Raw genomic sequence first — 14,818 nt, 5'->3', positions numbered from 1 at the left:
CGTACGTGCACGCTCGAAGGGTACGTACGGTGTACGTAACCCCCCGGAGGCCCCATGTCGACCCACGACCTCTACACCATCCCCGTCGGCCTCGCCACCTGGGACGTCGGGATGTCCGGCGCCAGCCGGTTCACCTGGGAGTACGACGACGGCAGGGACCGCATGCTGGCGCTGTACCAGAAGGGCAAGGACAAGCAGTGGGACTCCACCAAGCGGATCGACTGGGACCTCGAGGTGGATCCGTACGACGTGCTGGGCACCCCTGACGAGATGATCGCGATCTACGGCACCCCGCTGTGGGACCGGATGAGCACGCGGATGCGCAGGGACGTCCGGCTGCACAGCGCGGCCTGGCAGTTCTCCCAGTTCCTGCACGGTGAGCAGGGCGCGATGATCTGCTCGGCCAAGATCGTCGAGTCCGTGCCCGACCTGGACTCGAAGTTCTACGCGGCCACGCAGACGATGGACGAGGCCCGGCACGCCGAGACCTACGCCCGGTTCCTGCAGGAGAAGGTGGGCCTGGCCTACCCGATCAACGAGCACCTCAAGGCGCTGCTCGACAGCACGCTGAGCGACTCCCGCTGGGACATGCCCTACCTGGGCATGCAGGTGCTCATCGAGGGGCTGGCGCTGGCGGCGTTCGGGGTGATGCGCGACATCACGACCAAGCCGCTGCCCAAGCAGATCCTCGCGTACGTGATGCAGGACGAGGCCAGGCACGTCGCCTTCGGCCGGATGGCGCTGCGCGACTACTACCGCGACCTGTCGGAGGCCGAGTTGCGCGAGCGCGAGGACTTCGTCATCGAGGGCTGCCACCTCATGCGCGACCGGCTGCGCGGCCGGGAGACCTGGGAGCACCTGGGGCTGTCGAAGGCCGAGGTCGGCGAGGCCATGGAGGCGACCGACCGGTCGGACTACCTGCGGGCGTTCCGGTCGCTGCTGTTCAGCCGGATCGTGCCGTGCGTGAAGGACATCGGGCTGTGGAGCCCGCGGCTGCGGCAGGCGTACGCGGACATGGGCGTGCTGGAGATGGCGGGCCAGTCGCTGGACGCGCTCATGAGGCAGGACGAGGAGATCGCCGACAAGATCGACGAGGCGCGCTTCGCCGAGGAGGAGGCCGAGCGGCACGCCGAGGTGACCGGCACGATCGAGCTCGGCTCCACTTCCTGACCCTGCCCCCGGGCTCAGCCGACGCGCGGCAGCCGCAGGATCAGCCGGGCCCCCGGGCCGTCCTCGACCTGGAGCGTCCCGCCGTGGGCGGTGGCGATGTCGCGGGCGATCGACAGCCCCAGCCCGCTGCCTCCGGTGTCCCGGGACCGGGCGCCGTCGAGCCGGGTGAAGCGCTCGAACACCCGCTCCCGCATCTCCACCGGGATCCCGGGCCCGTCGTCCGCCACCCGGACCACGGCCGTGTCACCGCACCCCCGCACCTCGACCGAGACGGCGCTGTCCCCGTAGCGGTCGGCGTTGGACAGCAGGTTCGTCAGCAGCCGGGAGAGCCGCAGCCGGCTGCCCCGTACGTGGACGCGGGGTTCGATGTCGGTGCTCACCGGCAGCCGGGCGGGACGGCGCGCGATCTCGTCCCCGACCAGCCGCCCGAGGTCGAGCCGCTCCTCGGGCGGCTGGACCTCGGCGTCCAGCCTGGCCATCAGCAGCAGGTCCTGCACGATGTCCGACAGCCGGTACGCGTCGTCCAGCGCCGCCCGCCACTCCGCCGCGTCCAGGTCGTCCTGCCCCGCCTCCAGCCGCACCGTGAGTGCCGTGATCGGGGTGCGCAGCTCGTGGGAGGCGTCCGAGACGAACCGCCGGTGCCGGTCCACGGCGTCCTCCAGCCGGGCCAGGGTGTCGTTGACGGTGGAGGCCAGCTCCGCGACCTCGTCGCGGGTCCCTGGCACCTCGATGCGCCGGCTCAGGTCCTCGGCGCTGATGCGTTCGAGCCCGGTGCGGATGCGCTCCACGGGGGCCAGCACCCGGCCGACGCCGTGCCAGCAGGCCCATCCCATCAGGCCCAGCAGCAGCGCGGACGAGCCGAACAGGACCAGCGGCAGGAACGGCGAGCCCAGCAGGAACGGCTCCCGCACGGCCGCGTAGGCGACGACGGGCCCGTACACGGTGGTGCGGTTGCGGAGACCCACGACGATCACGCAGCCGTCACGCCCGCACACCCGGTCGCGGACCCGGGGGTCGCCGCCGCCGGGCCGGGCCTGGGTGAGCGGCGGCCGGCCGGCCAGCCCCCCGTTCGAGGCCAGCACGTGTCCCCCCTCGTCCACGATCTGCTGGAGCGCGACATCGCCCTGTGTCGGGATCAGCCCGGTGAACCGGTGCTCCTCGATCTTCATGGCGAGGTGCCGGCTGGCCCAGTCGGCCTTGGCGGTGAGCTCGTTCCGCACCCACGCCGGGTAGGCCGCCAGCAGCACGATCACGCCGGCCAGCAGGACGACCCCGAACACGACCATCGTCGCGATCGTCATCCTGGCCCTGATGGACCGGCCGTACACCATGATCCGACTGTGACACGCACAGTACAAACCGCAGGTCAAACGGCATACGTGAGGAGGTGACCGGGCTACCTGAGCCTCGGGGCGGTGAACGGGCCCGCCGTCTCGGAGCGGGTGACCAGGGTGAGCAGCGCGGCACCGAGATAGACGGCGCCGGCCACGATCGCGGCGTCGTGCACGCCGGACACGAACGCGGCGGGCCGGGCCGGGTCCCCGGCGATGGCGCCGAGGGCGGCGACCCCGAGCACGCCGCCCGCCTGCCTGGCCGAGGTGTTGAGCGCGCTGGTCAGCCCCTCGCCGGCGGGCGGGGCGGCGGTCATGGCGAGCGCGACGATGGCGGGGGTGAGCAGCCCGGCGCCCGCGCCGATGAGGGTCATGCCCACGACCAGCGCCCCGTACCCGGAGTCCGCCCGCAGGGCGAGCAGCGGCGCGAAACCCGCCACCAGCAGCACCAGCCCGGCGAGCATGACGGGCTCGGGGCCGCGCCGGGCGGCCGTACGGGCGGCGTGCGCGGGCAACAGCACCAGCGGCACGAACAGCGGCAGCAGCGCCAGCCCCGACTCGATCGGCGTGTGACCGCCGACCACCTGCAGGAAGATGCTGAACAGGATGATGACGCCGTTGATGCCGAAGTTCATGCCGGCGGCCACGATCGTGCTGACCGCGATCGGCCGCCTGCTCAGCAGGGACACCGGCAGCACGGGGTGGGCGCGGTGACGCTCGGTCAGGACGAAGGCGATCCCGGCGGCCAGAGCGAGAGCGGCCGGCAGGAGGAAGACCGGCGGCCAGGCCCCGAGCCGGCCCGTCTCGATGACGGTGAAGGCGACCAGCGCGAGCGCCGCCGTGCCGAGCACCGCTCCGGTGACGTCCAGCGGCCGGGGCTCCGGCGCGCTCTCCACCACCAGGTACGCGGTCCCGGCGACGACCAGCACGACGACGGGCACGTTGATCCAGAAGATCCACGGCCAGCCGAGCAGCTCGACCAGCAGCCCGCCGAGCACCGGCCCGGCGGGCAGCGACAGGCTGGTGACCACCGCCCAGGCGCAGACGGCCCTGGCGTGCTCCTCGCGCCTGGTGTAGAGGCGGATGACCACGGCCAGGGTGGCGGGCAGCAGCAGCGCGGCGCCCGTGCCCTGCACCGCGCGGGCGGCGACCAGGGTCCACAGGCCGGGGGCGAGGGCGCAGGCCACCGAGGCCAGGCCGAAGATCACGAAGCCGGTGGTGAGGATCCGCCGGTGGCCGTACCGCTCCGCGAGCGCGCCGCCGAACAGCAGCAGGCCCGCGAGCGTGAGCTGGTAGGCGCCGATCACCCACTGCAGATCGGCCACGTGCGTGACGCCCGTGCCGCGCCCGATGGAAGGCAATGCCACATTAACGATCGTGACGTCCAGCAGCACGACGAACATGCCCGTGCACATCACGGCGAACGTGGCCGGCTTCCGAAACCCCATGAACTTTCACGTTTCCGCACGTCATATACAGAAACCACACCCAGGGGGTCACATAAAATCGGTTGATCGGCCGTATTAGCCTAGATGGGATGCCTCCCGATACGCACATACCTCGCCGTCCCCTGCTCTCCTCCAATTCCCTGTGGCGGATGAAGTCCTACCTCCGCCCGCACGTCGCCAGACTCGTCTGCATCTGGCTGGCAGCGATGATCGGCATCGGCGCCAGCATCACGCTGCCCCTCATCAGCGAACAGGTCATCGACGGACCCGTTCTCCATGGCGACCAGGACGCTCTGCTCCCGCTCGGCTTAGTCGCGCTCGGTGTGGGCGCCACCGAAGCCTTCATGATCTTCTTCAGACGGTGGGTGCAGATCAAACCCGTGCTCGGGCTCGAAACCGCCATCCGCGACGACCTCTACGAGCACCTGCAGCGCCTGCCCATGGGATTCCACGGCGACTGGCAGTCCGGCCAGTTGCTGTCACGGGCCACCACCGATCTGTCGACGATCCGCCGTTTCCTCGGATTCGGCATGCTCTTCCTGGTCATGAACCTCCTTCAGCTGGTCACGGTGACCGTGCTCCTGCTGAACAAGTACTGGCCGCTCGGGCTGCTCGTCGCGGCCTCGGCGGTGCCGATCGTGCTGGTCTCGCTCCGCTTCGAGAAGCGCTACATCAAGATCTCCCGCCAGGTCCAGGACCAGCAGGGCGACCTCGCCACCCTCGTCGAGGAGTCGGCCATCGGGATCCGTACGATCAAGGCGTTCGGCCGCCGCCACCACGTCTTCGACAACTACGACGAGGTCGCCCTCAAGGTCTACGGCTCGTCGCTGGACAAGGTGCGGCTGTCGGCCAAGTTCTTCGCCTTCCTCGGCCTGATCCCCAACGTCACGCTCGCCATGGTGCTGCTGCTCGGCTCGCTGGCGGTCGGCTCGGGCTCGCTGACGCTGGGCGGCCTGGTGGCCTTCACCACGCTGATGCTGCAGCTCGTCTGGCCCATCGCGAGCCTCGGCCACATCCTGGCGATGGCTCAGGAGGCCGTGACCTCCGCCGACCGCGTCATGGAGGTCATGGACACCGTCCCGGCCATCAAGAGCGGCGACCGCACGATCGACCAGCCGCGCGGTCACCTGCGCTTCGAGGGCGTCGGTTTCTCCTTCCCCGGCTCCGACCGGCCGGTGCTGCACGACGTCTGGCTCGACGTACGACCCGGGGAGACGGTCGCCATCGTGGGCGCGACCGGCTCGGGCAAGACCACGATGACCGCGCTCGTGCCCCGGCTGATCGACCCGGCCGAGGGCCGCATCACGATCGACGGCCAGGACGTGCGCGAGCTGACGCTGCCCGCGCTGCGCTCGGTGGTGGCCACCGCGTTCGAGGAGCCGACGCTGTTCTCCATGAGCGTGCGGGAGAACCTCACCCTCGGCCGCCTCGACGCCACCGAGGAGGAACTGGCCGCCGCGATCCAGACCGCACAGGCCATGTTCGTGTACGACCTGCCGTGGGGCCTCGACACCCGCATCGGCGAGCAGGGCCTGTCGCTGTCCGGCGGGCAGCGACAGCGGCTCGCCCTGGCCAGGGCCGTGCTCAGCAAGCCCAGGATCCTGGTGCTCGACGACACGCTGTCCGCGCTCGACGTCGAGACCGAGGCGCTGGTGGAGGAGGCGCTGCGGCACGTGCTGCGCGACGCCACCGGCATCGTGGTGGCGCACCGCGCCTCCACCGTGCTGCTGGCCGACAAGGTGGCGCTGCTGCGTGACGGCACCATCACCCACGTCGGCCGCCACCACGAGTTGCTGGCCCAGGTGCCCGAATACCGGGAGCTGCTGGCCCAGGACGCGGACCTCGACCCGTCGGAAGGGGCGCTGCGATGACGACCGCCACGACGTCGACCTGGCGCGGCGTCGGCTCCGAGGAGCAGGACGAGCTGCCGGAGAAGGTGTCGGTCCTGCTGCGGGCCCGCTCCCGCAGGCTGCTGGGCGACCTGCTGTCACCGTACAAGAAGTCGATCGCCTGGCTGACCACGGTCATCGTGATCTCCAACGTGGCCGGGCTCGCCATCCCCTACCTGGTCAAGGTGGGCATCGACGAGGGCATCCCGCCGATGCTGCGCGGCAGCGGTTCGGCCACGCTGCTGACCGTGGTCGGGGTGATCCTGGCCGCGGCGGTCACGCAGGCGCTGACCCGGCAGGCGTTCCTGCGGCTGTCGGGCAGGATCGGCCAGAGCATCCTGCTGGAGCTGCGCCGCCGGGTGTTCGACCACTTCCAGCGGCTGTCGCTGAGCTTCCACGAGAAGTACACCTCCGGCCGGGTCATCTCCCGGCTCACCTCCGACGTCGAGGCCATCGCCGAGCTGCTGCAGGCGGGCTTCGACGGGCTGGTGACGGCGGTGCTGACGATGATCGGCACCGCGGTGCTGCTGCTGGTGCTGGACGTGCACCTGGGCCTGGTGGCGCTGATACCGCTGCCGATCCTGCTGCTGTTCACCCAGTGGTTCAGGCGGCAGTCGGTGATCGTCTACCGGCGCACCCGGGAGACCGTGGCGCTGGTGATCGTGCACTTCGTGGAGTCGATGACCGGCATCCGCGCCGTGCAGGCCTTCCGCCGGGAGCCGCGTAACCAGGAGATCTTCAAGGAGCTCAACGACGGCTACCGCGGCGCGAACGCCAGCAGCATGCAGCTCATCGCCGTCTTCATGCCGGGGATCAAGCTGATCGGCAACATGACGGTCGGCGGCGTGCTGATCTACGGCGGTTACCTGGCCTTCAACCAGGAGGTCACGGTCGGGGTGCTGGCCGCGTTCCTGCTGTACCTGCGGCAGTTCTACGAGCCGATGCAGGAGATCAGCCAGTTCTACAACACGCTGCAGTCGGCGGGCGCGGCGCTGGAGAAGCTGTCGGGCGTGCTGGAGGAGGAGCCGGGCGTGCCGGAGCCGCGCGACCCGCAGCCGCTGCCCAAGGGCAGGGCGCGCGGCAAGGTGCGCTTCGAGGACGTCAGGTTCGCCTACGTCGAGGAGATGCCGATCCTGCCGAACCTCGACCTGACCATCCCGGCCGGGCAGAGCGTGGCGCTGGTCGGCGCGACGGGGGCGGGCAAGACGACGCTGGCCAAGCTGATCTCCCGCTTCTACGACCCCACCGGCGGCCGGGTGCTGCTCGACGGCGTGGATCTGCGCACACTGGACGAGCCGACGCTGCGCCAGGCCGTGGTCATGGTGACGCAGGAGAACTTCCTGTTCACCGGCACGGTGGCGGACAACATCAGGTTCGGCCGCCCGGACGCCACCGACCGGCAGGTCCGGGAGGCTGCCAAGGCGATCGGCGCGCACGACTTCATCTCGGCCCTGCCCGAGGGCTATGACACCGAGGTGGGCAAGCGCGGCGGCCGGATGTCGGCGGGGCAGCGTCAGCTCGTGGCCTTCGCCAGGGCGTTCCTCGCCGACCCCGCGGTGCTGATCCTGGACGAGGCCACCTCCAGCCTCGACGTGCCGAGCGAGCGGCTGGTGCAGCGGGCGCTGCGCACGATCCTCGCCGACCGCACGGCGCTCATCATCGCGCACCGCCTGTCGACGGTCGAGATCGCCGACCGGGTGCTGGTGATGGACCGGGGCGAGATCGTCGAGGACGGTCCGCCGGACCAGCTCATCGCCGCCTCGGGCCGGTTCGCCGGGCTGCACCAGGCGTGGCTGGACAGCCTGAGCTAGCGGTGCGGGTGTGCCGCGGCCACGACGTTGGCGTACAGCTCGTAGCCGATGAAGATGGCCAGCGGCACGCCGAGCGCGATCAGCAGGCGGCCGGGCAGCGGCGTCCGCTCAGCGGGCACCCTGCTCGGCTCCGTCCCCGGCACGAACAGCGGTGCCGGGTCCGGCTCGGGCCCGGGCACGAGCTCGGGATGGCGCGCCAAATAGCCCGCCGGGAACGAGGTCACGTGGTACGCGCCGCAGCCCGGGCAGCAGGCACCGGACCACGGCGGCGGCACGGGCACCCCTGAGCTGAGCCAGATCTCGACCGTGTTGCCGTGGTTGTCGGAGAGATGCCTGAGGACGAAATCCTCTTCCCAGACATAAAGGCAACGTAGACATTCGAAGGGCCACGTCTCCCGGGTCTCGAACCCGTCGGGCACTTGGACCACCCCCGGCCGCGAATCGCCGTTCGCTCCGAGTGTCCGCCCGGCTCATGCCCCCCGCAAGGGCGGGCATTGCGACACTTGCCGCTACCCAATGCTCACCAAGTGTCATGTTAGTCGTCAGTAAATCAGTAAAGCGGTTTTGGCACCGGACTGAGGAGCGGCGTCGGATCGGGCGCGACGGGTCCGGCCGGCGGGATCAGCTCGGGATGATGTGCCAGGTAGCCGTTGGGGAATGTGGTGGCCTGCTGGCCGCCGCAGCGCGGGCAGATGGCGCCCGGCGCGGGTGGCGGCACGGGCAGCCCGGCCTGCAGCCACACGAGGCTCTCGTCGCCGCGACGGGAGTGGACGTGCCTGACGACATAGTCCTCTTCCCAGACGTGCCAGCAGCGACGGCATTCGAATGGAATTTTCCTGAGTTCTTCCTCCACGAGGTCACCCCCTCGCTTCCGAGTTTCCGCCTCCCCCTCCGCCTGACGCAACTCGGGGGTCACCTGACCGTGAGCACGAAGGTCACCGCCCCCGCGACCACGCTGAGGGTGCCCAGCCAGGCGATGAGCACGTCAAACCCGGAGTCCAGGGGCCTGCCGCCGTGCAGGGCCGCCTGCACCCGGCGGAAGCGCGCGCCGGTCCTGATGAGCAGCACGGCGCCGCAGAGCGCGGCCAGCGCGAACCCGGCGACGGCGGGCAACGGCAGTTGGTGCCGCATGGACAGCCCGGCCGCGCCGAGTCCGCCGGTGGCCAGCGCCACGGCCGTACGCACCCAGGCGAGCCGGGTGCGCTCGCTCTGCAGGCCGCGGTCCCAGATCTGCTCCTCGGGCGTCATCTCAGCCCGGCAGGACGATGAGGATGAGGGCGATCACCGCCACGGCCGCCACGCCGTACCCGAAGACGGCGGCGAGGGCGGGCGGCGGCAGGGGCGACTGCTGGCGCAGGGCCCGCTGGATGTTGCGCCACCGGGGATAGGCCATGCCGGCCGCCAGCGCGGAGAGCGTGACGAGTATCACAGCCAGCCCGGTGCGGATCCACGGCACGAACACGTCGGGCGGCACCGCCGCCATGGCCACCCCACCCGCGCTGAGCGCCAGCGCCGTGCTCAACCAGGTGAGGAAGGTACGTTCATTGGCCAAGGTGAAACGCGGGTCGGGCTCCATAGGATTTACCGTAATTCGTCCATATTTCCCCTAGAGATGGCGGGATTGCCGACCCCGCCGGGGATCTGGACCCTTCAGGATCAGCTACAGGCCTCGGCCACCTGCTTCACGTAGGCGGCGCCTTCGCTGGTGGCCTTCTGCGCCGCGTCGACGGCGTCGTTGACGTCGTTGACGGTGATGCCGCTCAAGGTGGCCGCGAGATTGTCGGAGGCCTCTTTGATCGTGGTGTTGGCGGCGTCGTCGGCCACGTTGTTGAGCTTGGTCGCGGTCTCGTCCAGGGCCTTCTCCATGGCCTGGGGGTCGTTGGCGAGGTTGGAGAGCTGGGTGCCCAGGTCGGCGATGATCTTTGGCGCCTCCAGGCACGCCTGGGCCTTGTCGATGGTGCTGTTGACTTCGCCGCACCCGGCGGCGAACACGCAGACGACGAAGGCCGCGAGGGGCACGTACCGGCTTTTGAGGTGACGCATGTCTTCGACCCTACCCAAGGGCCCGGCCACGTGACGTGACCGATGATGTTCACTTCGTTCACCCCCGCGCGACCTCGCCTTACCTTCATTCCAAGGAAATCCTTGACATCTTCGTGCCCTCGTGGCGAGGATTCCAAGCATGTCTTTGGAATCTTCGGGGGGTCGGGTGCTCGACGATCCGGCGGCGATGCGGGCCTTCGCCCATCCGGTACGGCTGGCGCTGCACGAACTGCTGCTTCGGGCGGGGGCGGCGACCGCCGCGGAGGCGGGGCGGGAGGTCGGCGTCAGCCAGGCGCTGGCCTCCTACCACCTGCGGCAACTGGCCAAATACGGGTTCGTGGAGCAGGCCGCGGCGCGGGACGAGCGGGAGCGGCCGTGGCAGGTCACCCAGCGCCTGCAGGAGTGGGACGACGCCGCGCCGGGGCCCGAGCAGTCGGCGGCCAGGAGCCTGCTGGAGCAGGTCATCGCCGAGCGGGCGCTGTCCCGGCTGATGGAGTGGCAGGAGCGGCGGCACGACGAGCCAGGCCCGTGGCGGGCGATCGGTGGCGTCGACAACCGATACCTCTACGCCACGCCCGAGGAGGTCGCGGCGCTCGGCAGGGCGCTCACGGAGCTGCTGGAGCCGCTGATGACCCGCGCCCAGGACCCCGCGGCCCGCCCCGCCGGAGCCCGCCCCCTGCAACTGACCCAACTCCTGATCCCCCTCCCGCCCACCACCTCCGGTGACTGACCAACGCCCCGCGGCCGCCGGCCCGCCTGAGGCGACCGACCCCACCACGACCGGCACGTCCCGGACACCTGAGCCACCCGCCTCGGCCGGCGTCCCCCGGGTGCCCGAGGGGCGCGGCATGGCCGGCGCGGCCAGGGGGCTGTTACGTGGGAATCGGGACTTTCGCCGGCTGCTGGTCGCGTCGCTGGTCTCCCAGACCGGTGACTGGGTGGTCAGCACCGGCCTGGCCTTCCAGGTCTACCGGCTCACCGGCTCGACGCTGTCCACCGCGATCATGCTGCTGATCGCGCGCATGCCCGACGTCCTGTTCGGATCCCTGGCGGGGGTGCTGGCCGACCGCTGGGACCGCCGCAGGCTGCTGGTCGCCACCGACCTGCTGCTGGCGCTGGGGCTGCTGCCACTGCTCGCGGTGCGGGGACCGGACCAGGTAGGGATCGTCTTCGCCGTGGCCCTGTGGTCGGGCGTGCTCGGCACTCTGATCGCCCCGGCCCAGAAGGCGCTCCTGCCGGGACTCGTGCCCGGGTCCCGGCTGGTCCGGGCCAACGCCCTGCACGCCCAGAGCGGCCAGGTCGCGCGCCTGCTGGGCGCGGCGCTGGGCGGGGCCGCCGTCACGGCGGGCGGGCTGCCCGCCATCGTGCTGCTGGATGTGGCCAGCTTCGTGATCTCCGCAGGCCTGCAGGCGACCCTGCGCGTCCCGGCCCGGCCGGCGGCCGTGACGACCGTGAGCGGCCAGTGGGCCGCCGGCTTACGGCTGGCCGGGGCGGACCCGGGGATCCGGCTGCTGGTCACGTACATGGTGATCACGGGGGTGGGGGAAGGGATCTTCGTCACGCTCGCGGCGCCCTTCGTGGCGGACGTCCTGGGCGGCGGGGCCGGCGCGTACGGGGTGTTCGTGTCGGCGCAGGCGGTCGGCGGGCTGGTGGGCGGCCTGGTGGTCGCCGTGGCTCCGGGCCGCGCCGGGCCGCGGGCGTTGCTGGGCTGGGGTACGGTCGTGTTCGGCCTGCTGGATCTGGCGTTGTTCGGCTACCCGCTGGCCGTGCCCGCGTTGTGGCCGGCGATGGCGCTGATCGTGCTGGCCGGGGTGCCGGCGGCGGCCGCGATGGCCGGATTCGCCACCCTGGCGCAAACCGTCACCGCCGACGACCGCCGAGGCGGCGTCATCGGTCTGCTGGGCAGCGCCCAGGCCGCCACGTCGCTGGGTGGCATGGCGCTGGCCGGGGTGCTCGGCGGGCCGGTGGGGATCGTGGCGATGCTCTGCGTACACGCGGGCGGGCTCGTCGTGGCGGGACTGCTCGTGCTGGCACGCGGAAGGGCCCGTGGCGGCCCGCACATGCGCCCTGACCTGTGATCATGTTTGATCGGATATCGACCAGACGGCGATATCGCTATTGGACGTCGAGCGAACGGATCTGCTTGGCTCCTGCCCTCTGGATGGACGACCTCAAGGATCTGGCATGCGACACCGCCGTCTCACGGCAGCGACCACGTTGACGACCTCTCTCCTCGCAGGCGCCGCGCTCACCCCGGCCTCGGCCTCGGCCGCGCCGGTGACCGCCGTCCAGGACCCCGCGGTCCGGACGGCCACGGCCCAGGCGCAGGCCCGTAAGGAGTTGCGCGCGCTGGAGTCCTCCTTCAAGGGCCGCATCGGTGCGTACGCGATCGACACCGCCACCGGCAGGACCATCGCCTACCGGTCGGCCGAACGGTTCCCGCTGCTGTCGACGTTCAAGGCGATGGCGTGCGCGGCGGTGCTGCACAAGGCCCATACGTCCGAGCCCGGCCTGCTGAAGAAGGTCGTACGCTGGACGGCCGCCGAGGTGAAGGAGAACTCGCCGGTCACCGAGAAGCATGTGCGGGACGGGCTGACGGTGGCCCAGCTCTGCAAGGCGGCCATCACGGTCAGCGACAACACCGCGGGCAACATGGTCCTCAAGCAGATCGGCGGCCCGGCCGGGCTGACCCGGTACTTCCGGGGGCTGAAGGACCCGGTCTCCCGCCTGGACCGCTGGGAGACCGAGCTGAACGACTGGACGCCGAAGGACGATCGCGACACCACCACGCCCGCGTACATCGCCCGTGACCTGCGTGCGGTGACGGTCGGCGACGCGCTCACCACCAAGGACCGGGAGCAGCTCATCGCCTGGCTGCGGGCGACCGAGACCGGCGGCACCCGCATCCGCGCGGGCCTGCCGAAGAGCTGGACGATCGGCGACAAGACCGGCACCAACTCGGCGTTCGGCGGCGCGAACGACATCGCCGTCGTCTGGCCGAAGAAGACCGCCGCGCCCATCATCATGGCCGTCTACACCCACCGGGGCCCCGGCGTCGCGGGCGACGACTCCGCCGTCGCGCGCACCGCCACCATCCTGGCCCGCGCCCTCGGCAGGCTCTGACGTCGGCCGGGGTGGCTGGTGAGGTGTGGTCCAGGTCACCCCCCAATGAGCGCAGGGCCCCCGCTCGCCCGGCGGCCGGAAGAGGGGGCCCGGCGGAATCGGCACCTCACCTCTGCGCCTAGGATTTCTGCTATGGCAATGTGCGACCACCTCTCCCAGGCCGACGACCCGGCCGCGAAGACGCCCGAAGGGTGCGAGGAGTGCCTGGCCTCCGGCGGCCGCTGGGTGCACCTGCGGCGCTGCCTGGAATGCGGCCACATCGGGTGCTGCGACTCCTCACCGAACAAGCACGCCACCGCGCACTTCCACGCCACCAGCCACCCGGTGGTCCAGTCCTACGAGCGCGGCGAGAGCTGGCGCTGGTGCTTCGTGGACAACCAGATGGCCTGAGGGCCTAGCGTTCCAGGATCGCCTCTTCGAAGTCGAGCTGGGCCATCACCTCGCGGAGCACCTCGTCGTCGAGGCGGCGCTCGTCGCGCAGCTGGACGAAGACCCGGCGCTCGGCCTGGAGCATGTCGCGGCGCAGGCGGCGGTAGAGAGCGCTGGGGGTCTCCGCGCCCCCCGAGCCGGTCCCGCCGCCCAGGCGTTCCCACGCGGACAGCGAGCGCCGCCACGACTTCTCCCTGAGCTGGTCGATGACCTGCTTCTCGATCTCGTCCAGCTCGCCGTGCTCGGCGATCAGCCGGTCCAGCTCCGCCAGGCCCGCCTCCAGCGCCGCCTGCTGGGCCGCCGCCTCGGCCAGGCGGTCCTCATACCGCTCCTGCTCGTCCGACACGTGCAGCCGCCTGATCAGCGCCGGGAACGTGGTGCCCTGGATGAGCAGCGTGCCGATCACGGTCGTGAACGTCACGAACAGCAGCAGCGCGCGGTCCCGCGCGGGCACGTCCGGCGGGATGGCGAACGCCGCCGCCAGCGACACCACGCCGCGCATGCCCGCCCAGCCGAGAATCACCGTCTGCTGCCGGGTCGGCTGGGTGGCCCCCCTGCCCAGCAGCCGGGCCAGGGAGGTGACCGCGAACAACCATACGAACCTGGACACGATCGTCACCACCAGCACCGCGGCCGCGTACCCGGCGACCTTCCACGGCTCGTAGCCGCTGATGCCCTTGATCACGGTCACGAGCTGCAGCCCGATGAGGGCGAAGACGATCGCCTCCAGGAAGAAGGCGGTGACCTTCCACACCGAGTCGGACACCAGCCGGGTGCCGAAGCCGCGCAGGTGCATGCGGTTGCCCAGATAGAGGCCGACGACCACCACCGCGATCACCCCCGAGGCGTGTACGCTCTCCGCCGCCAGATAGGCGGCGAACGGGATGAGCAGCATCAGCGTGTTCTCCACCAGGGAGTCCCGGGTGCGCTCGAACAACCAGCCGAGCGCCAGCGCCAGCACCAGCCCGATCACCACGCCGCCGGCCGCGGCGAACACGAACTCCCCGAGCCCCTGCCACACATCGACCGCGCCGCCCACGGCCGCCCCGATGGCCACCCGGTAGAGCGTCAGCGCGGTGGCGTCGTTGAACAGGCTCTCGCCGACCAGGATCGTCAGCGCCCGGCGCGGCAGGCCCAGCCGCCGGCCGACCGCGACGGCCGCCACGGCGTCGGGCGGCGCGATGATGGCGCCGAGCGCGAACGCCAGCGCCAGGTTCAGCTCCGGCAGCAGCAGGTGGACGAGCAGCCCCACCGCGACCGTGCTGAACAGCACCAGCCCCACCGACAGCAGCCCCACCGCCCGCTTGACGTCGCGCAGGCGCAGGTAGGAGCTGTCGAACGCGGCCGCGTAGAGCAGCGGCGGCAGGAACACGTACAGCACCATCTCCGGCTGCAACGGCACCGCGGGCACCAGCGGAGAGACCAGCAGTCCCGCGGCCACCAGCAGCAGCGGCGCGGGCCAGCCCTTTCGCCGGGCGACGGCCGCGACCGCCACCGCTCCTCCGGCCACCAGCAGCAGCGGCAGGCCCATGGTCGGATTCACCGTGCTCCTTAGCTCAGCCCGTCCCCTCAGC

The 14,818-nt window shown here is 71.1% G+C and carries 15 protein-coding genes; 7 read left to right on the top strand and 8 right to left on the bottom strand.

Annotated features, from left to right (window positions below):
- Positions 1-54 precede the first annotated feature (54 nt).
- The gene (locus ABGB18_RS10400) at positions 55-1,170 is read left to right on the top strand and encodes a ferritin-like domain-containing protein (RefSeq protein ID WP_347695196.1); all 1,116 of its coding nucleotides are present in this window, start codon (positions 55-57) and stop codon (positions 1,168-1,170) included.
- Positions 1,171-1,184: 14 nt separating this feature from the next.
- Here ABGB18_RS10400 and ABGB18_RS10395 read toward each other — a convergent pair whose 3' ends face one another.
- Both ABGB18_RS10395 and ABGB18_RS10390 read right to left on the bottom strand, forming a co-directional pair.
- Positions 1,185-2,501 carry an ATP-binding protein gene (locus ABGB18_RS10395; protein ID WP_347695195.1) on the bottom strand — a complete coding sequence of 439 codons (1,317 nt, stop codon included), beginning with the start codon at positions 2,499-2,501 and terminating at the stop codon, positions 1,185-1,187.
- A 65-nt stretch (positions 2,502-2,566) separates the two neighbouring features.
- Entirely contained in the window at positions 2,567-3,949 is a 1,383-nt protein-coding gene (locus ABGB18_RS10390; RefSeq protein ID WP_347695194.1) for an MFS transporter, read from the bottom strand.
- A gap of 149 nt (positions 3,950-4,098) precedes the next feature.
- Here ABGB18_RS10390 and ABGB18_RS10385 point away from each other — a divergent pair, with 149 nt between their 5' ends.
- Both ABGB18_RS10385 and ABGB18_RS10380 read left to right on the top strand, forming a co-directional pair.
- Positions 4,099-5,820, top strand: coding sequence for an ABC transporter ATP-binding protein (locus ABGB18_RS10385; RefSeq protein WP_347695193.1), 1,722 nt, complete (start codon positions 4,099-4,101; stop codon positions 5,818-5,820).
- A complete protein-coding gene (locus tag ABGB18_RS10380) occupies positions 5,817-7,649 on the top strand; it encodes an ABC transporter ATP-binding protein (RefSeq protein WP_347695192.1) in 1,833 nt (610 codons plus the stop codon). Before ABGB18_RS10385 ends, ABGB18_RS10380 begins: the two co-directional genes overlap by 4 nt.
- Here ABGB18_RS10380 and ABGB18_RS10375 read toward each other — a convergent pair.
- The 5 genes from ABGB18_RS10375 to ABGB18_RS10355 form a co-directional block, all read right to left on the bottom strand.
- A complete protein-coding gene (locus ABGB18_RS10375; protein WP_347695191.1) occupies positions 7,646-8,068 on the bottom strand; it encodes a hypothetical protein in 423 nt (140 codons plus the stop codon). The genes ABGB18_RS10380 and ABGB18_RS10375 overlap by 4 nt on opposite strands.
- 131 nt (positions 8,069-8,199) lie before the next feature.
- Positions 8,200-8,502 (bottom strand): hypothetical protein, encoded by a 303-nt coding sequence (locus ABGB18_RS10370; protein WP_347695190.1) that lies wholly within the window; start codon positions 8,500-8,502, stop codon positions 8,200-8,202.
- Between the two features lie 59 nt (positions 8,503-8,561).
- On the bottom strand, positions 8,562-8,897 hold the full coding sequence (locus ABGB18_RS10365) for a DUF202 domain-containing protein (protein ID WP_347695189.1): 336 nt from the start codon (positions 8,895-8,897) through the stop codon (positions 8,562-8,564).
- Position 8,898: 1 nt separating this feature from the next.
- Positions 8,899-9,225, bottom strand: a complete 327-nt coding sequence (locus ABGB18_RS10360) for a DUF202 domain-containing protein (protein ID WP_347695188.1) — start codon at positions 9,223-9,225, stop codon at positions 8,899-8,901.
- A gap of 80 nt (positions 9,226-9,305) precedes the next feature.
- Entirely contained in the window at positions 9,306-9,692 is a 387-nt protein-coding gene (locus tag ABGB18_RS10355) for a hypothetical protein (RefSeq protein WP_347695187.1), read from the bottom strand.
- A gap of 139 nt (positions 9,693-9,831) precedes the next feature.
- On the opposite strand from ABGB18_RS10355, the gene ABGB18_RS10350 reads away from it, so the two are divergent.
- From ABGB18_RS10350 to ABGB18_RS10335, 4 genes are all read left to right on the top strand, one after another.
- The gene (locus tag ABGB18_RS10350; RefSeq protein ID WP_347695186.1) at positions 9,832-10,422 is read left to right on the top strand and encodes a helix-turn-helix domain-containing protein; all 591 of its coding nucleotides are present in this window, start codon (positions 9,832-9,834) and stop codon (positions 10,420-10,422) included.
- A complete protein-coding gene (locus ABGB18_RS10345; protein WP_347695185.1) occupies positions 10,415-11,770 on the top strand; it encodes an MFS transporter in 1,356 nt (451 codons plus the stop codon). Before ABGB18_RS10350 ends, ABGB18_RS10345 begins: the two co-directional genes overlap by 8 nt.
- 106 nt (positions 11,771-11,876) lie before the next feature.
- Positions 11,877-12,815: a class A beta-lactamase gene (gene bla, locus ABGB18_RS10340; RefSeq protein ID WP_347695184.1), complete on the top strand. Its 939-nt coding sequence runs from the start codon at positions 11,877-11,879 to the stop codon at positions 12,813-12,815.
- Positions 12,816-12,947: 132 nt separating this feature from the next.
- Positions 12,948-13,205 carry a UBP-type zinc finger domain-containing protein gene (locus tag ABGB18_RS10335; protein WP_347695183.1) on the top strand — a complete coding sequence of 86 codons (258 nt, stop codon included), beginning with the start codon at positions 12,948-12,950 and terminating at the stop codon, positions 13,203-13,205.
- 4 nt (positions 13,206-13,209) lie between these two features.
- On the opposite strand, the gene ABGB18_RS10330 is transcribed toward ABGB18_RS10335, so the two are convergent.
- Positions 13,210-14,787 (bottom strand): Na+/H+ antiporter, encoded by a 1,578-nt coding sequence (locus ABGB18_RS10330; RefSeq protein WP_347695182.1) that lies wholly within the window; start codon positions 14,785-14,787, stop codon positions 13,210-13,212.
- Between the last annotated feature and the right edge of the window lie 31 nt (positions 14,788-14,818).

It is taken from the genome of Nonomuraea sp. B12E4 (assembly GCF_039871825.1).
In the GTDB taxonomy this organism is placed as follows: Bacteria; Actinomycetota; Actinomycetes; order Streptosporangiales; family Streptosporangiaceae; genus Nonomuraea.
Note: the sequence above shows the minus strand (reverse complement) of the source record. Positions and strands in the feature narration are given on the sequence as shown.